This window comes from Micromonospora matsumotoense, assembly GCF_900091525.1.
Classification (GTDB): domain Bacteria; phylum Actinomycetota; class Actinomycetes; order Mycobacteriales; family Micromonosporaceae; genus Micromonospora; species Micromonospora matsumotoensis.
The window spans coordinates 228,888-245,484 of sequence record NZ_FMCU01000003.1; the positions used below are offsets into that span (position 1 = coordinate 228,888).

A 16,597-nucleotide genomic window follows, 5' to 3' on the forward strand; every position below is an offset into this window, starting at 1 on the left:
AGGGCGCGGCGACATGACCACTACCACTCGCATCGAACGACACCACTACGACGTCGTCGTGATCGGGGCCGGCGGCGCCGGCCTGCGCGCGGCGATCGAGGCCCGGCTCGCCGGCAAGAAGACCGCGATCATCTCCAAGTCGCTCTTCGGCAAGGCGCACACCGTGATGGCCGAGGGCGGCGCGGCGGCCGCGATGGGGAACGTGAACAGCCGGGACAACTGGCAGGTGCACTTCCGCGACACCATGCGCGGCGGCAAGTTCCTCAACAACTTCCGGATGGCCGAGCTGCACGCCAAGGAGTCGCCGCAGCGGATCTGGGAGCTGGAGACGTACGGGGCGCTCTTCGACCGGACCAAGGACGGGAAGATCTCCCAGCGCAACTTCGGCGGGCACGAGTACCCGCGGCTGGCGCACGTCGGTGACCGGACCGGCCTGGAGCTGATCCGCACCCTCCAGCAGAAGATCGTCTCCCTCCAGCAGGAGGACAAGCGCGACCTCGGCGACTACGAGGCCCGGATCAAGGTGTTCTCCGAGACCACCATCACCGAGCTGCTGCTCGACGGGGACCGGGTGGCCGGCGCGTTCGGCTACTACCGGGAGTCCGGCGAGTTCATCCTGTTCGAGGCCCCGGCGGTGGTGCTGGCCACCGGCGGCGTCGGCCGTTCCTACAAGGTCACCTCGAACTCCTGGGAATACACCGGGGACGGGCACGCGCTCGCCCTGCGGGCCGGGGCCACGCTGATCAACATGGAGTTCCTCCAGTTCCACCCGACCGGCATGGTCTGGCCGCCCTCGGTGAAGGGCATCCTGGTCACCGAGTCGGTGCGCGGTGACGGCGGGGTGCTGAAGAACTCCGACGGCAAGCGGTTCATGTTCGACTACGTCCCCGACGTCTTCCGCAAGCAGTACGCGGAGACCGAGGAGGAGGCGGACCGCTGGTACACCGACCCGGACAACAACCGACGCCCGCCGGAGCTGCTCCCCCGCGACGAGGTCGCCCGCGCGATCAACAGCGAGGTCAAGGCCGGTCGGGGTACGCCGGCCGGCGGCGTCTACCTGGACATCGCCTCCCGGCGTTCGGCCGAGGAGATCCGTCGCCGGCTGCCGTCGATGTACCACCAGTTCAAGGAGCTGGCCGATGTCGACATCACGGCCGAGCCGATGGAGGTCGGGCCGACCTGTCACTACGTGATGGGCGGCGTCGAGGTCGACCCGGATTCCGGCGCGGCGTTCGGCACGGTGCAGGGGCTGTTCGCCGCCGGTGAGGTCTCCGGTGGCATGCACGGCTCCAACCGGTTGGGCGGCAACTCCCTGTCCGACCTGCTGGTCTTCGGCAAGCGGGCGGGCGGGCACGCGGCGTCGTACACCGATCAGCTGGCCTCGCGGCCGAAGGTGCCGGTCGGCGCGGTGGAGGACGCGCTGGAGGCGGCACTCGCGCCGTTGCAGCGGGACACCGGTGAGAACCCGTACCACCTTCAGCAGGACCTTCAGGCGGTGATGGGGGACCTGGTCGGCATCATCCGCCGGGAGAGTGAGCTGGTCGACGCGCTGACCCGGCTGGCCGAGCTGCGGGAGCGGGTGGCGAAGGTGAGCGCGGCCGGCGGCCGACGCTACAACCCGGGCTGGCACCTGGCCCTGGACCTGCGCAACATGCTGGTCGTCTCGGAGTGCACCGCGAAGGCGGCGCTGGAGCGGCAGGAGTCGCGGGGCGGGCACACCCGGGAGGACTTCCCGACCATGGACCCCGGGTGGCGTCGGGTCAACCTGGTCTGCGCCCTGGACGGCGACGCCGTACGCCTGGAGCACAAGCCGCTGCCGAAGATGCGGGCCGAGCTGATCGGCCTCTTCGACCGTACCGAGCTGGCCAAGTACCTGACCGACGAGGAACTGGCCGACTTCGACGCCCGCGCCGAGGAGGCGAACTGATGGGAAACAAGAGGGAGTTCCGCATCTGGCGGGGCGACGAGACCGGTGGTGACCTCCAGGACTACTCGGTCGAGGTGAACGAGGGTGAGGTCGTGCTCGACGTCATCCACCGGCTCCAGGCCACCGAGGCACCGGACCTGGCCTGCCGGTGGAACTGCAAGGCCGGCAAGTGCGGCTCCTGCTCGATGGAGATCAACGGCAAGCCCCGGCTGAGCTGCATGACCCGGATGTCGACGTTCGAGGAGGCGGAGACCGTCACGGTCACCCCGCTGCGCACCTTCCCGGTGATCCGGGACCTGGTCACGGACGTCTCGTTCAACTACGAGAAGGCGCGGGAGACGCCGGCCTTCGCCCCGCCGGCCGACCTGGCGCCGGGCGAGTACCGGATGCAGCAGGTCGACGTGGAGCGGTCGCAGGAGTTCCGCAAGTGCATCGAGTGCTTCCTGTGCCAGAACGTCTGTCACGTGATCCGCGACCACGAGGAGAACAAGCCGGCCTTCTCCGGCCCCCGGTTCTTCATCCGGGCCGCCGAGCTGGACATGCACCCGCTGGACGCGAAGACCGACCGCAAGCAGTACGCGCAGGAGGAGCAGGGGCTCGGCTTCTGCAACATCACCAAGTGCTGCACCGAGGTCTGCCCCGAGCACATCAAGATCACCGATAACGGGATCATCCCCATGAAGGAACGGGTCGTCGACCGCAGGTACGATCCCCTGGTATGGCTCGGTAGCAAGATCTTCCGTCGGGGCGAGACGCCCCAGAGCACCGCGAACAGCGCGGGAAAGGGGTCCGTGGTGCACAGCGGCGCTCGTCAGACCGGGGTCCACTCGCACGCCGGCGGCTCCGGCGATCCGGCTGCGGAGGCCCAGGCGCAGCAGGGCGTGAACTGGCACCGCGAGGTCCCGCACCCGACGATGCCGGCGGTCGACGACCGGGGCCGGCTCCCGCTGACGGAGCTGACCTTCGACCGGGCGGCGGCCCCGTCGCCGTTCGGTGACGACGTCACCTTCCCCTTGCCGCCGGAGCACCTCAACTTCGCCCACCCGAGCCAGGACGACAAGCCCGCAGGCGAGGGCGACAAGCACTGACGCGGCGCGACGGGCCCGGAGCCGGCACGACAGGCGACCGGGCCGGGACCGATCGGCACTGCCGCACGACAGGCACTGCCGTACGACAGGCATTGAGCCGGGACCGGACAGGCCCGCGCAGCACGACAGCACCGAGCCGGCGCGATGCACGCCGAGCGAGCACCACGACGGCGGACGGGGCCGGCGGCGCAAGCCGTCGGCCCCGTCCATGTTCCGGGCCGGGCGCCGGCTCCGTCAGTCGGCGGCCAACAGCGGGCGGAGGGCGGCGACGATGGGGACATCGGCCGGGAGCCAGGTGACGGTGTGCAGCTCGCCGGCAGCGAGCCAGCGCAGCGCGGAATGCTCCAGCGCGCGCGGCTGGTCGCTGTGCAGCAGGCGGGCCGCGTACACCTTCAGCACCGACCGGCCGTGGGCCATCCGGACGTCCCGGCCGATCCGGTCGCCGATCTCCACCCGGACGGCCAACTCCTCGGCGCACTCGCGGATCAGCGCGGCCGTCTCGCTCTCCCCCGGTTCGACCTTGCCGCCGGGGAACTCGAACATGCCGGCGACCTCGCGGGGCGCGGTGCGCGCACAGGCGAGCACCCGCCCGGCGGAGATGATCGCCGCACCCACGACCACTCTCGGCTCACGCCGGTCGGCCTGTCCGTCACCGCTACACCGTTCGGTCTGCACGGGCATCCAGCGTGCCAGATCAATCGTCGGTTTGGGTACCGTGCTCGACCGGTAGGCCAATAAGAGACGGAAGTGTGGGCGTGGACACACCGCCGCCAGGTCGACAGACTGGTGACACCACGAGGACACGGGACGGCGACGATTTGGCCACAAGCCGGCAACGGCGCCTGGGAGGTGCGGTGATGCGCGCGCTGTTCACCAGTCGAACCAAGCACGACTATCTCAGTGACGCCCTCACGCTCCTGCACGGGTGGACCCGCGACGGTGAGCAGATCCGGCGCACCCTGGTGATGGACGACACCCAGCACGCGGCGTTGACCGAACGGGTCAAGGTCGTCGCGGACGCGCTGCGGTTGCGGCCGGACATCAGTCGCCGGGACACCGAGACCCGCATCCGGGTCGGGCACGGTGACGGGGAACCACTCACCGAGGGTGAAGTGCTGCTCGCCGCCCGGATCGAGGACGCGTACCGCGCGGTGACGGCGGACTGAACGCGCCTCGGCAGGGACCGCGCACCCGGCGACTGCACGCCTGCGGTCGTCCCCGCCATTGTCGGCCCCCGTCCCCCACCGCGTCGTCGTCGCCAGCCTAGGGCCGGCCGGCAACCGCCCTGATCCCCGGAACGTCCGATCCGTCCGCGCCGAGCGGTCGGCACACCACCGTCGGTGATGATCAGCGCATCGGTTCGCCCTGCGCGGTGGGCAACCCCAGCGCCTGGCGTACGGCCAGCTCGGTGGCCGGGTCCGGGTGCTGCCCGGCCTGCGCCACGACCTGGAGCAGCTTGCCCCGGTCGGGCTCACCGTCGGCGTCCCGCCAGGCCGGTTCGTCCTGCTCCATCTCGGTGAGCAGCCGCTCCATCGCCGGTCGGACCGGCTCCGGCCAGGGTTCCCGGCGCAACCGGAACCACATGTCGGTGTGGGTGGCCTCGGCCCGCCGCACCGCGTCGCGCAGCCCCGCCGGGGTGCTGGTCGGCCCGCCGGCCACCAGGGCGGCCCGCGCCTCGGTCCAGTCCCGGCTGGCCAGCAGGTAGCCGAGCTGCGCCGGGCTGAGCACCGTGGTGTCCATCCGCAGCGGTCGGGACAGCGTGGTCGGGGCGGTCAGATAGCAGGTGATGGTGGGATCGGTGGACCAGTCGACCCGGGTCGGCAGGTACCAGCTCAACCGCACCTCGGCGGGCAGCCCCAGCGGGTCCACCACGTAGCTGCGCTGCCGCTGCCGGCAGAGCGTCCCCGCCCGCTGGGAGAGCACCGCCGCGCCGGGGTAACGCTCGTCGGCGGAACGTTCGTACGCGGGGAAGTCGTCGACGTACTCGGCATTGTGGGACGCGTCACAGGCCACCCGGGTGACCTGTTCGGGGGCGGTACGGCTGGCGGTGGCGTCGGTGGGCACCCGGAAGCAGTCCCCCACCCGCAACCCGCGCAGCCCGGTGTCCGGGTCGGTGCCGGTCATCGTGAGCCCCCACACCGCCAGGCCGGCCAGCACCCACCCGCCGAGGAGCACCAGCCCGGCGGTCACCAGACCCTTGCCCCGCTCGCCGTTGCGCCTGATCCGGCGCAGCGCGAACACGGCGGTGACCGGCGCGAGCACCCCGCCGAGCAGGCCGAACACGAGGGTGACGACGGCCAGCCGGTTCAGTCGGCCCCGGACGGCCGGCCGCTGCGGCCACGGCTCCCAGTCGGGTACGGCGGTGCCGGCCGCTCGGCGGGACGGGGCCGCGTCCTCGCCACCGGTCGGTGCCGACGACGGCTCACGCCGGGCCTCATCGGTGGGTTGCGTCTCGGAATGTTCGCTGGTCACGCCGCTTCCCTCCCCCGTCGCCCGCGTCTGGCCAGGCATGGGGAGACTAGTCGACCGGACCGACCGACGGGGAACCACCGACGCTGGCGGGCACCTCCTACCGTGGATTCCATGGCAAATGCGACGTACGACCGCAAGGAGCAGTTCCAGCAGATCCAGAGTGGACTGCTCGACGGGGAACAGATCATCGCCGTCTACGACGCCGTCGGCACCGGCACCGGGTTCATCGGCCTGACCGACCGGCGGGTGATCATCCAGGACCGGTCATTCGTGGGAAAGAAGTACGCGATCACCAGCATCCCGTACTCGAAGATCACCAGCGTGAGCGTGGTGAGCAACAAGTCGTGGGGCGGGGAGTTCTTCTCCACCGGCTCCATCGCGGTGCACGTCGGCACCCACACCTACGAGGTGGAGTTCCGGGGCGCGCAGAAGAGCCACCACGTGCACAACGTGATCCTGCACTACATCTCCTGAGCCCCGCCCCGCCCGCCGACGTGCAGACCCGCAGCGGCGACCACCGCCGCCCGGCCTCACCGCAGGCGGGTGGGGGCACCGGTGGCGATGAGGGCGTCGAGGATGTCCCGGGCCGCGACGAGCCGTTGCATGGACGCGGTGATCCGCGCCCGCTCCTCGGCGAGGGCGTCGAGCAACTCGGGGCAGGTGGGGGCGAGCACCGTGGTGTCGTCCGGCACACAGGGCAGGATCTCGGCGATCACGGTCGTCCCGAGCCCGGCCGAGAGGAGCAACTGGATGCGCCGCACCGTGGTCAGCGCCTGCTCACCGTAGTCGCGGTAACCGCTCGGCCGCCGCTCGGGCCGCAACAGGCCCTGTTCCTCGTAGTAGCGCAGGGCCCGGGTGCTCACCCCGGCCCGCCGGGCCAGTTCACCGATCCGCATGCGGTACAGGAGAACGCGGACTTGACCTTCACGTCAACGTGAACGTCTACCGTCGCCGGCATGAGCGACCGACAACTCACGCACCACGACCCGGTGGCGGTACTCGGCCTGGGGCCGATGGGGCAGGCCCTCGCCACCGCCCTGATCTCCGCCGGGATTCCGACCACCGTCTGGAACCGTACGCCGGAACGGGCCGGACCCCTCGTCGCCCGGGGCGTGACGGCCGCGCCCACCGTCACCGCGGCGGTCCGGGCCGCCACCGTCGTGGTCACCTGCCTGAGAAACCCGGCGGCGGTCGACTCCGTGCTGGCCGCGCACGACGACTGGGCCGGTCACACCGTCGTCGACGTCACCACCGGTCGACCGGACGAGGCGCGGAAGCTCGCGGACTGGGCCGACGGCAACGGCGTCGACCTGGTGAAGGGCGCCATCCTGACCCCGACGCCGACGATCGGCACACCGGCCGCCGTGACGCTCTGGTGCGGCAGTCAGTCCGCCGTCGAGGCCGTCCTGCCCACCCTGGGGGCCTTCGGCGGCACGCCCGCCTACCTCGGCTCGGAGCCGGGTGCGACGGCGGCGTACGAAATGGCGCTGTTCGATCTGTTCGGCACCTCGGTCACCGGCCTGCTCCACTCCTTCGCGCTGGCCTCGGCCGAGGGCATCGACCCCCGGTCGTTCGCCCGGTACGCCGCCGGAATCGCCCCGACGCTCGCGGCGTTGGTGGCCCGCTTCGCCGACGAGATCGCCGAGGACCGGTTCCCCGGCGACCACTCCACCGTCGCCTCGGTCGGCTCGAGCATCAGCCACGTCATCGAGGCCACCGACGCGCACGGGATCGACTCCGGGATGCTGCGCGCCGCCCGATCCGTCATCGAGCGGACCGTCGCCGCCGGCCACGGCGAGGACGGCCTGGCCCGGCTGGCCCAGTTCCTCACCCCACCCCGCTCCGCCTGGCCCCCCGGATCGGGGCGACCCCTGGAATAGTCGTGCCATGCGGACGACTCTCCACCATGGTCGACGGGGGCAGGTGCGGCGTGTTCCTGCGTGACGTGCTGGCCACCGACGTCGAGGCGTACCTGCGGATGCGCTGCGACCCGGTGATGATGGCCGAGTTGGGCGGACCGCTGCCGGCCGCCCACGTGACGCGACAGGTCCGTCGGGACGCCCAACTGGCCGCCGACGGCACCGCGCTGATCAAGATGATCGTGGTGGACGACGCCGTCGCCGGGACCGTCACCCTCTGGCGGCCCGCACCGGACGACGGGACGGCCGCCGAGATCGGGTGGATGGTGCTGCCCGAGTTCCAGGGCCGGGGCCTGGCCAAGCAGGGCGTCCGGACACTGCTCGACCAGGCCCGCGCCGCGGGACGGGGGGACACCGTGCACGCGTTCCCGGCGGTCACCAACGGCCCGTCCAACGGGATCTGCCGGGCGCTCGGGTTCACCCTGCGCGGCGAGGAGGACGTCGAGTTCAACGACCAGGTCATCCGCACCCGACACTGGACGCTGGAGCTGGCCCGCCCACCCGAGCGGCCGGAAACCGGGTTGCCCCGCTGACGGGCCCGCTGCTTGGCCGGGTGCACGCGGAGCGGCAGCAGGACTGCTTCCGCAACGTGGCCCGGGTGCTGGCCCCCGGTGGCGAGTTCGTCATCGAGGCGTTCGTGCCCGACCCGGCCGACTTCGACCGGGACGAGCAGGTACACATGCGATCGGTGACCGAGGACTCGGCCACCATCCGGCTGCACCAGTACGACCGGGCCGCGCAGACCTTCGTCCGGCAGACGATCACCTTCGACCGCGACGGGGTGCACCTGGCGCCCTTCGCGATGCGCTACTGCTGGCCGGACCAGATCGACGAGTTGGCCGGGCGGGCCGGGCTACGGCTCGTCGCGCGGTACGCCGACTGGCACCGGCAACCCTTCGACGACGGCAGCCGATCGCACATCTCGGTCTACCGTCGCTGACCCGGTGGCCCGGCCGGGGTCGGGGCGAGCGTCCCGACCCTGGCCGGGCCGGCACGCCGTCGCCCGTTCCCGGGGCGCTCGTTCAGGCCCGCCATTCGCACGTCACAACCGCTTGGCCATCCGGATGGCGGTGACCTCGAAACCCATCTGCTCGTAGAGCGCCCGCGCGCCGGAGTTGAACCCGAAGACGCTCAGCCCGATGGCGACCACGCCCCACTCCCGGCAGAGCCGCTCGGCGGCCTCGATGATCGCCCGGCCGTAGCCCTGGCGGCGCAACTCCTCGCGTACCTCGAAGTCGTAGCCGAAGGCGTGCAGGCCGTCGGACTTCTGCTCCAGGTGCAGCCAGAGCATGCCGACCTCGTCGGCGTCGTCGTACGCCGTCCAGAGCCGGTGTCCCTCGGTGGCCAGGCCGTCGGGCAGCAACTCCTGGTACTGCTGGCGGGCCTTCTCCTGAGCGTCCGGCAGCGGCATCGCCCCGGAGGCGGCGATGTTCTGCGCGTAGTCCTCCTCGGCGCGTTCCCGGTAGCGCAGGTACTGCTCGTCGGTCATCGGTTCGAGCCTCAAGGTCGCCACGCCGCCACGGTAGGCCAGCACCGTCCCGGCCCGCTGCCCCGCCACCCGTGGCCGGGAAGCGCGCAGGTCACCCGGCCCGCCCGCTGCTGGACGCCCCTCCCCCGAGGCGGCGCACCCGAGACGAGGGCAACGACTGGTGCCCGAGAAGGACCGCTGTCAGGCTGGGTCCGTGCGGTACGACCCCCACCGGCACATCTGGGCGGCGCTCTCCGTCGCCGAGGTGCGCTCGCTGTTCACCGGCGGCCCGGCGCGCTGGTGGCTCTCCGGCGGGTGGGCCATCGACCACTGGCTCGGCAGGCCGAGCCGGGCGCACGGCGACATCGACGTCAGCACCCTCCGGCCGGCGTTGTCCGGCCTCCTCGACGACCTGCCGGCACAGCTGCGGCCGTACGCGGCCATCAGCGGGCACCTGCTCCCCCTGGCAGGGCAGCTCGGCGACCACCGGCTGCACAACATCTGGGTACACGACCCGGATCGGGAGCGCTTCGTCCTCCAGATCAATCTGGAGGACGGCGACGGGGCAGGCTGGCGCTACCGCCGCGATCCACGAATCACGCTCCCGTGGGGTTCGGCGGTCACGCCCATCGACTCCGTGCCGACCGGGACGCCGGTCACCCAACTACTGTGGAAGTCGCGAGACCCGCGCCCTCGGGACGAACACGACCTGGACATCGCCCATGGTCTGCTGAGTCCCGAGCAACGCCGGTGGCTGGGCGAGGCCGTCCGCCGTGCACACCCGCGCTCACCGTGGGCCGACGACCCTCGACTGGCACCGCACTGACCCTCTCCAGAGCCGGAACCGGCGAGATGGTGAAGCCCGACCCGTCGGTATGCGACAGCCGAACGCCCGCGCGCAGCAGGCCAGGCGGTCATTACCGAATGCTACGGTGACGGCATGACTGCGGTGCCCGAGTGGATGCGGCCGCCCCGCCCCGAGGGGTGGTACGCCGACGACCTCGACCACCTTTCCGAAGCGCCGCGTCACACCGAGCTGATCGATGGAGCACTCGTCTTCATGATGTCCCCCCAGCGGGTCTGGCACGCCAGGATGATCACCGCGCTGGTGAACTCCCTGAGCGGCCAGGCACCGGCAGGCATCGAGGTGGACCGGGAAATCACGATCCGACTCGACAGGTGGAATCGTCCCGAGCCCGATCTCCTGGCCACGACGGCACCTTACGATCCGTCCCGTACCTGCTACACGCCGGAAGAGACCCTTCTGGTCGTGGAGGTGGTCTCGCCGGAGTCGGCGCACCGGGACCGCAACGTCAAGCTGCGCAAGTACGCGGAAGCCGGCATCCCGAGCTACTGGCGTATCGAGGACGAGGACGGATCACCTGTGGTCCACGCCTACGAACTCGACGAGCCCACCCGGTCGTACGCGCCGACCGGAATCCATCGACACGAGTTGCTCACCACGACGCCGTTCGCGATCAGGATCGATCTGGATGGGCTGGTGCCCGGCCGCAACAGCTAGACCGGGCAGGGCACCCGGCCGATGTCCGCCAGAGGCCGTCCGTCGCTACACGTTGAAGCGGAACTCGACCACGTCGCCGTCCTGCATGACGTACTCCTTGCCCTCGATCCGGACCTTGCCGGCGGCCTTCGCCGCCGCCATCGATCCGGCCGTGACCAGGTCGCCGTAGGAGACCACCTCGGCCTTGATGAAGCCGCGCTGGAAGTCGCTGTGGATCACCCCGGCGGCCTCCGGGGCGGTCGCGCCGACCGGCACGGTCCAGGCCCGCGCCTCCTTCGGACCCGCCGTGAGGTACGTCTGGAGCCCGAGCGTGCGGAAGCCGACCCGGACGAGCTGGTTCAGGCCCGGCTCGTGCTGCCCGATGGACTCCAGCAGCTCGCGGGCCTCGTCCTCGGGCAGGTCCACCAGCTCGGATTCGATCTTGGCGTCCATGAAGACCGCCTCGGCGGGGGCCACCAGCGCGCGCAGCTCGTCGAGGAAACCGGCGTTGGCCAGCTCGGCCTCGTCGACGTTGAAGACGTAGAGGAACGGCTTGGTGGTGAGCAGGTGCAGCTCCCGCAGGTGCTCCAGCTCGATCTTGGCGGCGGCGGCCCCGGCGTACAGGGTGGTGCCACCGTCGAGCACCTCGACGGCCTGCTTCGCAGCGGTGACGGCGGCGGCCCGGTCCTTACGGAGCTTGGCCTCCTTCTCCAGCCGGGGCAGCGCCTTCTCCAGGGTCTGCAGGTCGGCCAGGATCAACTCGGTGTTGATCGTCTCGATGTCGTCGGCCGGCGAGACCTTGCCGTCGACGTGCACCACGTTCGGGTCGGAGAAGGCCCGCACCACCTGGCAGATCGCCGAGGCGTCCCGGATGTTCGCCAGGAACGCGTTGCCCCGGCCCTGCCCCTTCGACGCGCCCCGGACCAGGCCGGCGATGTCGACGAACGACACCGGCGCGGGCAGCACCTTCTGCGACGAGAAGATCTCCGCGAGCTTGCCGAGCCGTTCGTCCGGCAGCCCCACCACCCCGACGTTGGGCTCGATGGTGGCGAACGGGTAGTTCGCCGCGAGCACGTCGTTCTTGGTCAGCGCGTTGAACAGGGTGCTCTTGCCGACGTTGGGCAGGCCGACGATGCCGATGGTGAGACTCACGACGGGCCAGCTTACGCCGTCACACCCGCACCCCGGACAGGCAGCCCCGGCAGAGATCGTCAGGCGGTGAGCAGCCGGGGCTCGATCCGGGTCTCCCGGACCCCACCCGCACCGTCCGGCACCACCTCGTACCCGGCCACCCCGGGCCGGTCGGCGACCACCTCGGCCAGCCGGGTGCCCCGGTAGACCAGCCCCACCCCGTCGTCGGTGCAGTGGCTGGCCGGCAGGGTGCCGTCGGCGACCAGCCGGTGCAGCAGCGGCCGGCGCTCGGCCTCGCTGTCGTAGTGCACCCCGTTGCCGTACGGCAGCCAGCCCAGACCGTCGGTGTAGGCGCGCAACTTCCGGCCGAAGCTGTCGGTGGTGCCGCCGACGTGCCAGCAGATCGAGCCGGCGGAGACCCCGCCGAGCACCACCCCGGCCTCCCAGCACTCGCGCAGGATCTCCGGCAGGCCGTGCACCCGCCACACCGCGCAGAGGTTGGCCACGCTGCCGCCACCGACCCAGATGATGTCCTGACCGAGCAGGTGGGCCCGGACGTCCTCGACGTTGGGCATCGGGAACAACGCCAGGTGCGAGGGGCGGTAGCGGGTACCGGCGAACGCGCCGTGGAAGACCGTCAGCGAGGTGGGCTGGTCGCCGACGGCCTGGTTGAGGTAGCAGATCCTCGGCTCGTCGGCCTGCGCCAACCCGGCCATCAGGTCGAAGACCGGCCCGGGGTCGGCGTCCCAGGGCCCCCGGCCACGGCTGGTGAAACCCATGCTGGTGGCGACGATCGTCGGTTCGCTGGCGGGCATGCTGGTCCTCTCGTCGGCTGGCTCCGCCCCCATCCTGCGCCACCGTCACACCCCGACCGCCGTCACACCCCGGCTGTGTCCCGCCCGACCGGAACCGCGCCCCGGTCACTGTCGTCCCGGTCACTGTCGCCCCGACCGCCGGCCCGCCCCGACCGCCGGGCGGGGTCACCCGGCCAGCCGCCAGCCCGCCCCGCCGTCGGTCACCCCGGGCAGCTCACCGGCCGCCGCGAGCGGCAGGGTGAACCGGTCCCGCGCGGTCGGGCCGGCCCGCTCGGACTCGCCGAGCATCCAGCGGACCTCGTCGACCGTCCAGCCCAGCCCCCGCCGGCCGGCGATCTCCCGAACCAGCCGCCGACCGACCCGGGTGTCGTCGTCGTAGAACCGCATGCACCAGTGGTGCGCCCACATGCCCAGCGCCCGCAGGCCGGCCGCGTCGAGGGACCCGGCCAGCCGACCACAGGCGGTGTCGGCGAACGGCCGCGCCGGGTCGTCGGCCCGGTCCCGCTCGATCGCGCCGAAGGCGGCCGGCGCGACCACCCGCATCCGGTCGTAGAGGCCCTGCGCCACAGCATCGTCCAGCCGCGTCCGCCCTGACCGAGGGTCCCCACGCCCGGTCACGCTCGCCATCGCCGCACCCTTCTGGAGTTGGTGCCGGGACGCTACCGACCACTACCGACACTTTCCGGCGGGAAACTCCGTCCGGCCACCGGGATAGCTGCGACGAGCTGGGGCGTCTGTATCTGTGACAGCCAACATCGGGGAGGGCGGGTGGACGAGGACGACCGGGCCCGACTGGCCGATTTCGTGGCCAGCCGGACGCCGGCCCTGATGCGGGTCGCGTACCTGCTCACCGGGGACCGGCACGCCGCCGAGGACCTGTTCCAGTCGGCGCTGGCCAGGACCATTCCGAGGTGGCGCGAACTGCGGCACACCGACCCGGAGGGTTACCTGCGCGCGGTCATGTACCGGGAGCAGGTGAGCTGGTGGCGGCGACTGCGCCGGTACCGGGAGACGTTGCTCACCGGCGCCGACGAACGGGCCGGTCCCGATCCGAGCGGCGGCACCGACGTACGGCTGGCGATGCGGACCGCGCTGCGGGCGCTGCCGGCGGCCCAGCGCACGGTCGTGGTCCTGCGCTACTACGAGGACCTGACCGAGACCCAGGTGGCCGCCGCGCTCGGCTGCTCGGTCGGCACCGTACGCAGCCGCACCCACCGGGCCGTGGCCCGGCTGCGGCAACTCCTGCCGGACATCGAACTGCTGGAGGTACGGCGGTGACCACGCCCTTCGAGAACCTCATCCGCGCCACCCTCACCGACCTTGCCGAGGAGGCACCGACAGTGCACGACCAATTGCCCCGGGCCGAACACCGGGCCCGGACCCGACGCCGCGCCACGGTGACGATGAGCGCGGTGGGCGCCCTCGCCGCCGTGCTGATCGCCGCCCCGATCGCGATGGCCGCCAGCGGTGGCCGGGACGCCCCGCCCGCCGTGCCGGCCTCGACGCCGAGTGGCCCGCCGGCCGCGCCGGCCCCCGCGCCGGCCCGGACCGCACCGCCCGCCGACCCGGCCCCCCTGACCGGCCGGACCGCCGCGCCCGAGCCACCGGTCCTGCCCCTTCCGGCGGCACCCGGGGCACCCGTTCCGGCCCAGACCGCGCCGCCCCTCGACCAGCCCCGGACCGGCAATCCGGCCGCACCGGCCCCCGCCGTCACCGCACCCCCGGTCGACCGGCCCCGAACCGGCCGGACGGCCGCACCGGCCCCCGCCGTCACCGCACCCCCCGTCGACCAGCCCCGAACCGGCAGGATCGCCGCACCGGCACCGGCGGCGCCGGCAGGAGCGCCCGGGCGCTGACGCCCAGCGACCGCCCCCGGGCCGGCCATGCACTGTCGGCCCGGGGGCGGTCGCTGCGCCGGCCACTGACCTGTCGGCCCGGGGGCGGGCAGCCATCGGGCCAACCACTGACCTGTCGGCCCGGGGCGGTCGCCAGCGTCCGGGCGGGTTGCCGGTCCCCGGGGGTCGTCCCCGGAAAGCGGCACACTGAGGTCCGATTTCCGCGAGCCACCGCCGCTGAGCTGCGGGCATGATCGGTGGCGTGGAGTTGGACTTCGAACGGTGCTACCGGGCCGTGGACAGCCGTGACCAGCGGTTCGACGGCTGGTTCTACACCGGCGTCACGTCGACCGGGATCTACTGCCGGCCGTCCTGCCCGGCGATGACGCCGAAACGACGCAACGTCCGGTTCTTCGCGTCGGCAGCCGCCGCGCAGGGGGCCGGGCTGCGGGCCTGTCGCCGGTGCCGGCCGGACGCCGCGCCCGGCTCGCCGCAGTGGGACGTCCGCGCCGACGTGGTGGGCCGGGCCATGCGGCTGATCGCCGACGGGGTGGTCGACCGGGACGGCGTGCCGGGGCTGGCCGCCCGACTGGGCTACACCGAACGGCACCTGCACCGGATGCTCCGGGCGGAGCTGGGGGCCGGCCCGTTGGCGCTGGCCCGGGCGCAACGCGCACAGACCGCCCGGACGCTGATCGAGACCACCGGGCTGGGCCTGGCGGAGGTGGCGTTCGCGGCAGGTTTCGGCAGCGTGCGGCAGTTCAACGACACGGTCCGCGAGGTGTACGGGACCGTGCCGTCCCAGCTGCGCACCGCGCGGGGCGGCCGGCCGGCACCGGGCGGGGCGGGCACGATCACGCTCCGGTTGGCGTACCGGCCGCCGTTGCACGCCACCGCGCTGCTGGACTACCTGGCCGCCCGGGTGCTGCCCGGCGTGGAGGACGTGGTCGACGGGACGTACCGCCGGGGGTTGCGGCTGCCGCACGGCCCGGCGGAGATCGCGCTCACTCCGGTCGCCGGATACGTCGCGGCGACGCTGAGGCTGGCCGACCTGCGCGACCTGGCCCCGGCGGTGGCCCGCTGCCGTCGCCTGTTCGACCTGGACGCCGACCCGGAGGCGGTCGACCAGACGCTGGCCGCCGACCCGGCCCTCGCCGGGATCGTCGCCGCCGAACCCGGCGTCCGCCTCCCCCGTGCGGTCGACGGTTTCGAGCTGGCCCTGCGCGCGATCATCGGCCAACAGATCTCCCTCCGCGCCGCCACCACCACCCTCACCCGCCTCCTCCACCACCCCCGCACCCCCTCCCCTCCCCCCGCCCCCTGCCCTCCCCCCACCGACCGCCCCGGCTCCGGTGATCAAGAGGTTTGCGTCACGGAGAGCGCTTCCCGGCGTCCCAAACCTCTTGATCACCGCGGCGAACCCGGAGCGCACGGCGGACACGGAGCGCACGGCGGACACGGAGCGCACGGCGGACACGGAGCACGCGGCGGACACGGAGCACGCGGCGCGCGTGGAGAGGGCGGTGGGGTGGGGGGTGCGTGGGGGGTGGTGCGGGGGTTTCCGGGGGCGGAGGAGGTGTTGGGGTTGCCGGATGCGGCGTTCGGGATGCCGGTCGCGCGGCGGGAGACGATCCGGACGCTGGCCCGGGCGGTCGCCGCCGGGGAGGTCGACCTGGAACCCGGCGGGGACCGGACGGAGACCGTACGGCGGTTGACCGCGCTGCCCGGGATCGGCCCGTGGACGGCCGGCTACCTGGCCATGCGCGCCCTCGGCGACCCGGACGTGCTGCTCCCCACCGACCTCGCGGTACGCCGGGGCGCCGCCGCCCTCGGCCTGCCCCACACCCCCACCACCCTCGACGCGTACGCGGACCGCTGGCGGCCCTGGCGGTCGTACGCGGCGATCAGACTCTGGAGAGCGGCATGACGACCATCGACACCACCACCATGGACACCCCGACCGGCCCGCTCAGTGTGCTGGTCGGCCCGGACGGCGCGATCCGGGCCGCCGGGTTCACCGCCGACCCGGAGAGCCTGCTGCCGCTGGTGCACCCGAGCCTGCGCGGCCCGCTGCGGCAGCACGCCGACCTCGGTCCGGTGACCGCCGCCGTCCACGCCTATCTCGCCGGTGAGCTGACCGCGATCGACGAGGTGCCGGTGACCCAGCACAGCGGTGGGGCGTTCCAGAGCCACGCCTGGATCGTGCTGCGGGACGTCAAGCCCGGCGAGCCGATCACCTACACCGGGTACGCCGCGCTGGCCGGTCGGCCCGCCGCGGTCCGGGCAGCCGCCGCCGCCTGTGCCCGCAACGCGGTCGCCCTCTTCGTCCCCTGCCACCGGGTGCTGCGCACCGACGGGACCCTCGGCGGCTACCGGTACGGGTTGGCGGTGAAGCAGTGGTTGCTCGGTCATGAGCGCGGGCTGACGGCAACCTGACAGCG

20 protein-coding genes are annotated in these 16,597 nt (G+C 72.6%); 13 read left to right on the forward strand and 7 right to left on the reverse strand.

Features of this window, described 5'->3' with window-relative positions:
* The first annotated feature begins 13 nt into the window (after positions 1-13).
* Together GA0070216_RS08045 and GA0070216_RS08050 are read left to right on the forward strand one after the other, a co-directional pair.
* Positions 14-1,927 (forward strand): fumarate reductase/succinate dehydrogenase flavoprotein subunit, encoded by a 1,914-nt coding sequence (locus GA0070216_RS08045; RefSeq protein WP_091241558.1) that lies wholly within the window; start codon positions 14-16, stop codon positions 1,925-1,927.
* A complete protein-coding gene (locus GA0070216_RS08050; RefSeq protein WP_091241561.1) occupies positions 1,927-3,015 on the forward strand; it encodes a succinate dehydrogenase/fumarate reductase iron-sulfur subunit in 1,089 nt (362 codons plus the stop codon). Before GA0070216_RS08045 ends, GA0070216_RS08050 begins: the two co-directional genes overlap by 1 nt.
* 234 nt (positions 3,016-3,249) lie before the next feature.
* Here the strand turns inward: GA0070216_RS08050 and GA0070216_RS08055 are convergent, their stop codons facing one another.
* Positions 3,250-3,690: a (deoxy)nucleoside triphosphate pyrophosphohydrolase gene (locus tag GA0070216_RS08055; RefSeq protein WP_091242658.1), complete on the reverse strand. Its 441-nt coding sequence runs from the start codon at positions 3,688-3,690 to the stop codon at positions 3,250-3,252.
* Between the two features lie 182 nt (positions 3,691-3,872).
* On the opposite strand from GA0070216_RS08055, the gene GA0070216_RS08060 reads away from it, so the two are divergent.
* Positions 3,873-4,181, forward strand: coding sequence for a 4a-hydroxytetrahydrobiopterin dehydratase (locus GA0070216_RS08060; RefSeq protein WP_091241564.1), 309 nt, complete (start codon positions 3,873-3,875; stop codon positions 4,179-4,181).
* A gap of 181 nt (positions 4,182-4,362) precedes the next feature.
* On the opposite strand, the gene GA0070216_RS08065 is transcribed toward GA0070216_RS08060, so the two are convergent.
* On the reverse strand, positions 4,363-5,487 hold the full coding sequence (locus GA0070216_RS08065) for a DUF4190 domain-containing protein (RefSeq protein ID WP_091241567.1): 1,125 nt from the start codon (positions 5,485-5,487) through the stop codon (positions 4,363-4,365).
* 111 nt (positions 5,488-5,598) lie between these two features.
* Here GA0070216_RS08065 and GA0070216_RS08070 point away from each other — a divergent pair, with 111 nt between their 5' ends.
* The gene (locus tag GA0070216_RS08070; protein ID WP_091241571.1) at positions 5,599-5,961 is read left to right on the forward strand and encodes a PH domain-containing protein; all 363 of its coding nucleotides are present in this window, start codon (positions 5,599-5,601) and stop codon (positions 5,959-5,961) included.
* A 56-nt stretch (positions 5,962-6,017) separates the two neighbouring features.
* Here the strand turns inward: GA0070216_RS08070 and GA0070216_RS08075 are convergent, their stop codons facing one another.
* Complete coding sequence (locus tag GA0070216_RS08075) at positions 6,018-6,383, reverse strand: MerR family transcriptional regulator (protein ID WP_091241575.1); 366 nt, start codon at positions 6,381-6,383, stop codon at positions 6,018-6,020.
* Between the two features lie 60 nt (positions 6,384-6,443).
* Between GA0070216_RS08075 and GA0070216_RS08080 the strand changes: the two genes are divergently transcribed.
* The 3 genes from GA0070216_RS08080 to GA0070216_RS08090 are packed head-to-tail and all read left to right on the forward strand — an operon-like array spanning position 6,444 to position 8,346.
* Positions 6,444-7,367 (forward strand): NAD(P)-dependent oxidoreductase, encoded by a 924-nt coding sequence (locus tag GA0070216_RS08080; protein WP_091241578.1) that lies wholly within the window; start codon positions 6,444-6,446, stop codon positions 7,365-7,367.
* Positions 7,368-7,417: 50 nt separating this feature from the next.
* On the forward strand, positions 7,418-7,939 hold the full coding sequence (locus GA0070216_RS08085) for a GNAT family N-acetyltransferase (protein WP_091241581.1): 522 nt from the start codon (positions 7,418-7,420) through the stop codon (positions 7,937-7,939).
* A gap of 20 nt (positions 7,940-7,959) precedes the next feature.
* The gene (locus tag GA0070216_RS08090) at positions 7,960-8,346 is read left to right on the forward strand and encodes a hypothetical protein (RefSeq protein ID WP_342670710.1); all 387 of its coding nucleotides are present in this window, start codon (positions 7,960-7,962) and stop codon (positions 8,344-8,346) included.
* A 102-nt stretch (positions 8,347-8,448) separates the two neighbouring features.
* Here GA0070216_RS08090 and GA0070216_RS08095 read toward each other — a convergent pair whose 3' ends face one another.
* On the reverse strand, positions 8,449-8,919 hold the full coding sequence (locus GA0070216_RS08095) for a GNAT family N-acetyltransferase (RefSeq protein WP_141723023.1): 471 nt from the start codon (positions 8,917-8,919) through the stop codon (positions 8,449-8,451).
* A 169-nt stretch (positions 8,920-9,088) separates the two neighbouring features.
* Between GA0070216_RS08095 and GA0070216_RS08100 the strand changes: the two genes are divergently transcribed.
* Both GA0070216_RS08100 and GA0070216_RS08105 read left to right on the forward strand, forming a co-directional pair.
* Positions 9,089-9,700 carry a nucleotidyltransferase domain-containing protein gene (locus tag GA0070216_RS08100; RefSeq protein ID WP_091241588.1) on the forward strand — a complete coding sequence of 204 codons (612 nt, stop codon included), beginning with the start codon at positions 9,089-9,091 and terminating at the stop codon, positions 9,698-9,700.
* A gap of 114 nt (positions 9,701-9,814) precedes the next feature.
* Entirely contained in the window at positions 9,815-10,396 is a 582-nt protein-coding gene (locus GA0070216_RS08105) for a Uma2 family endonuclease (RefSeq protein ID WP_091241591.1), read from the forward strand.
* A gap of 45 nt (positions 10,397-10,441) precedes the next feature.
* Here GA0070216_RS08105 and ychF read toward each other — a convergent pair whose 3' ends face one another.
* The 3 genes from ychF to GA0070216_RS08120 form a co-directional block, all read right to left on the reverse strand.
* Entirely contained in the window at positions 10,442-11,527 is a 1,086-nt protein-coding gene (ychF, locus tag GA0070216_RS08110; RefSeq protein ID WP_091241595.1) for a redox-regulated ATPase YchF, read from the reverse strand.
* 59 nt (positions 11,528-11,586) lie between these two features.
* Positions 11,587-12,321 carry a Type 1 glutamine amidotransferase-like domain-containing protein gene (locus GA0070216_RS08115; RefSeq protein ID WP_091241598.1) on the reverse strand — a complete coding sequence of 245 codons (735 nt, stop codon included), beginning with the start codon at positions 12,319-12,321 and terminating at the stop codon, positions 11,587-11,589.
* Positions 12,322-12,486: 165 nt separating this feature from the next.
* Positions 12,487-12,948 carry a hypothetical protein gene (locus GA0070216_RS08120; protein ID WP_091241602.1) on the reverse strand — a complete coding sequence of 154 codons (462 nt, stop codon included), beginning with the start codon at positions 12,946-12,948 and terminating at the stop codon, positions 12,487-12,489.
* Positions 12,949-13,089: 141 nt separating this feature from the next.
* Here GA0070216_RS08120 and GA0070216_RS08125 point away from each other — a divergent pair, with 141 nt between their 5' ends.
* The 4 genes from GA0070216_RS08125 (at position 13,090) to GA0070216_RS08140 (ending at position 16,592) form a co-directional block, all read left to right on the forward strand.
* On the forward strand, positions 13,090-13,599 hold the full coding sequence (locus GA0070216_RS08125) for a SigE family RNA polymerase sigma factor (protein WP_091241606.1): 510 nt from the start codon (positions 13,090-13,092) through the stop codon (positions 13,597-13,599).
* A complete protein-coding gene (locus GA0070216_RS08130) occupies positions 13,596-14,177 on the forward strand; it encodes a hypothetical protein (protein WP_091241608.1) in 582 nt (193 codons plus the stop codon). Before GA0070216_RS08125 ends, GA0070216_RS08130 begins: the two co-directional genes overlap by 4 nt.
* Positions 14,178-14,418: 241 nt before the next feature.
* On the forward strand, positions 14,419-16,083 hold the full coding sequence (locus GA0070216_RS08135) for a DNA-3-methyladenine glycosylase 2 family protein (protein ID WP_091242662.1): 1,665 nt from the start codon (positions 14,419-14,421) through the stop codon (positions 16,081-16,083).
* Entirely contained in the window at positions 16,080-16,592 is a 513-nt protein-coding gene (locus GA0070216_RS08140) for a methylated-DNA--[protein]-cysteine S-methyltransferase (RefSeq protein WP_091241611.1), read from the forward strand. Before GA0070216_RS08135 ends, GA0070216_RS08140 begins: the two co-directional genes overlap by 4 nt.
* Positions 16,593-16,597 lie beyond the last annotated feature (5 nt).

What these genes read in the sequence shown, in the direction of transcription:
- GA0070216_RS08105 (WP_091241591.1), top strand. Translation starts at nt 9,815, where the DNA reads ATGACTGCGGTGCCCGAGTGGATGCGGCCGCCCCGCCCCGAGGGGTGG.
- GA0070216_RS08120 (WP_091241602.1), bottom strand. Translation starts at nt 12,948, where the DNA reads ATGGCGAGCGTGACCGGGCGTGGGGACCCTCGGTCAGGGCGGACGCGG.
- GA0070216_RS08115 (WP_091241598.1), bottom strand. Translation starts at nt 12,321, where the DNA reads ATGCCCGCCAGCGAACCGACGATCGTCGCCACCAGCATGGGTTTCACC.
- GA0070216_RS08140 (WP_091241611.1), top strand. Translation starts at nt 16,080, where the DNA reads ATGACGACCATCGACACCACCACCATGGACACCCCGACCGGCCCGCTC.
- GA0070216_RS08070 (WP_091241571.1), top strand. Translation starts at nt 5,599, where the DNA reads ATGGCAAATGCGACGTACGACCGCAAGGAGCAGTTCCAGCAGATCCAG.
- GA0070216_RS08075 (WP_091241575.1), bottom strand. Translation starts at nt 6,383, where the DNA reads ATGCGGATCGGTGAACTGGCCCGGCGGGCCGGGGTGAGCACCCGGGCC.
- GA0070216_RS08045 (WP_091241558.1), top strand. Translation starts at nt 14, where the DNA reads ATGACCACTACCACTCGCATCGAACGACACCACTACGACGTCGTCGTG.
- GA0070216_RS08050 (WP_091241561.1), top strand. Translation starts at nt 1,927, where the DNA reads ATGGGAAACAAGAGGGAGTTCCGCATCTGGCGGGGCGACGAGACCGGT.
- GA0070216_RS08080 (WP_091241578.1), top strand. Translation starts at nt 6,444, where the DNA reads ATGAGCGACCGACAACTCACGCACCACGACCCGGTGGCGGTACTCGGC.
- GA0070216_RS08060 (WP_091241564.1), top strand. Translation starts at nt 3,873, where the DNA reads ATGCGCGCGCTGTTCACCAGTCGAACCAAGCACGACTATCTCAGTGAC.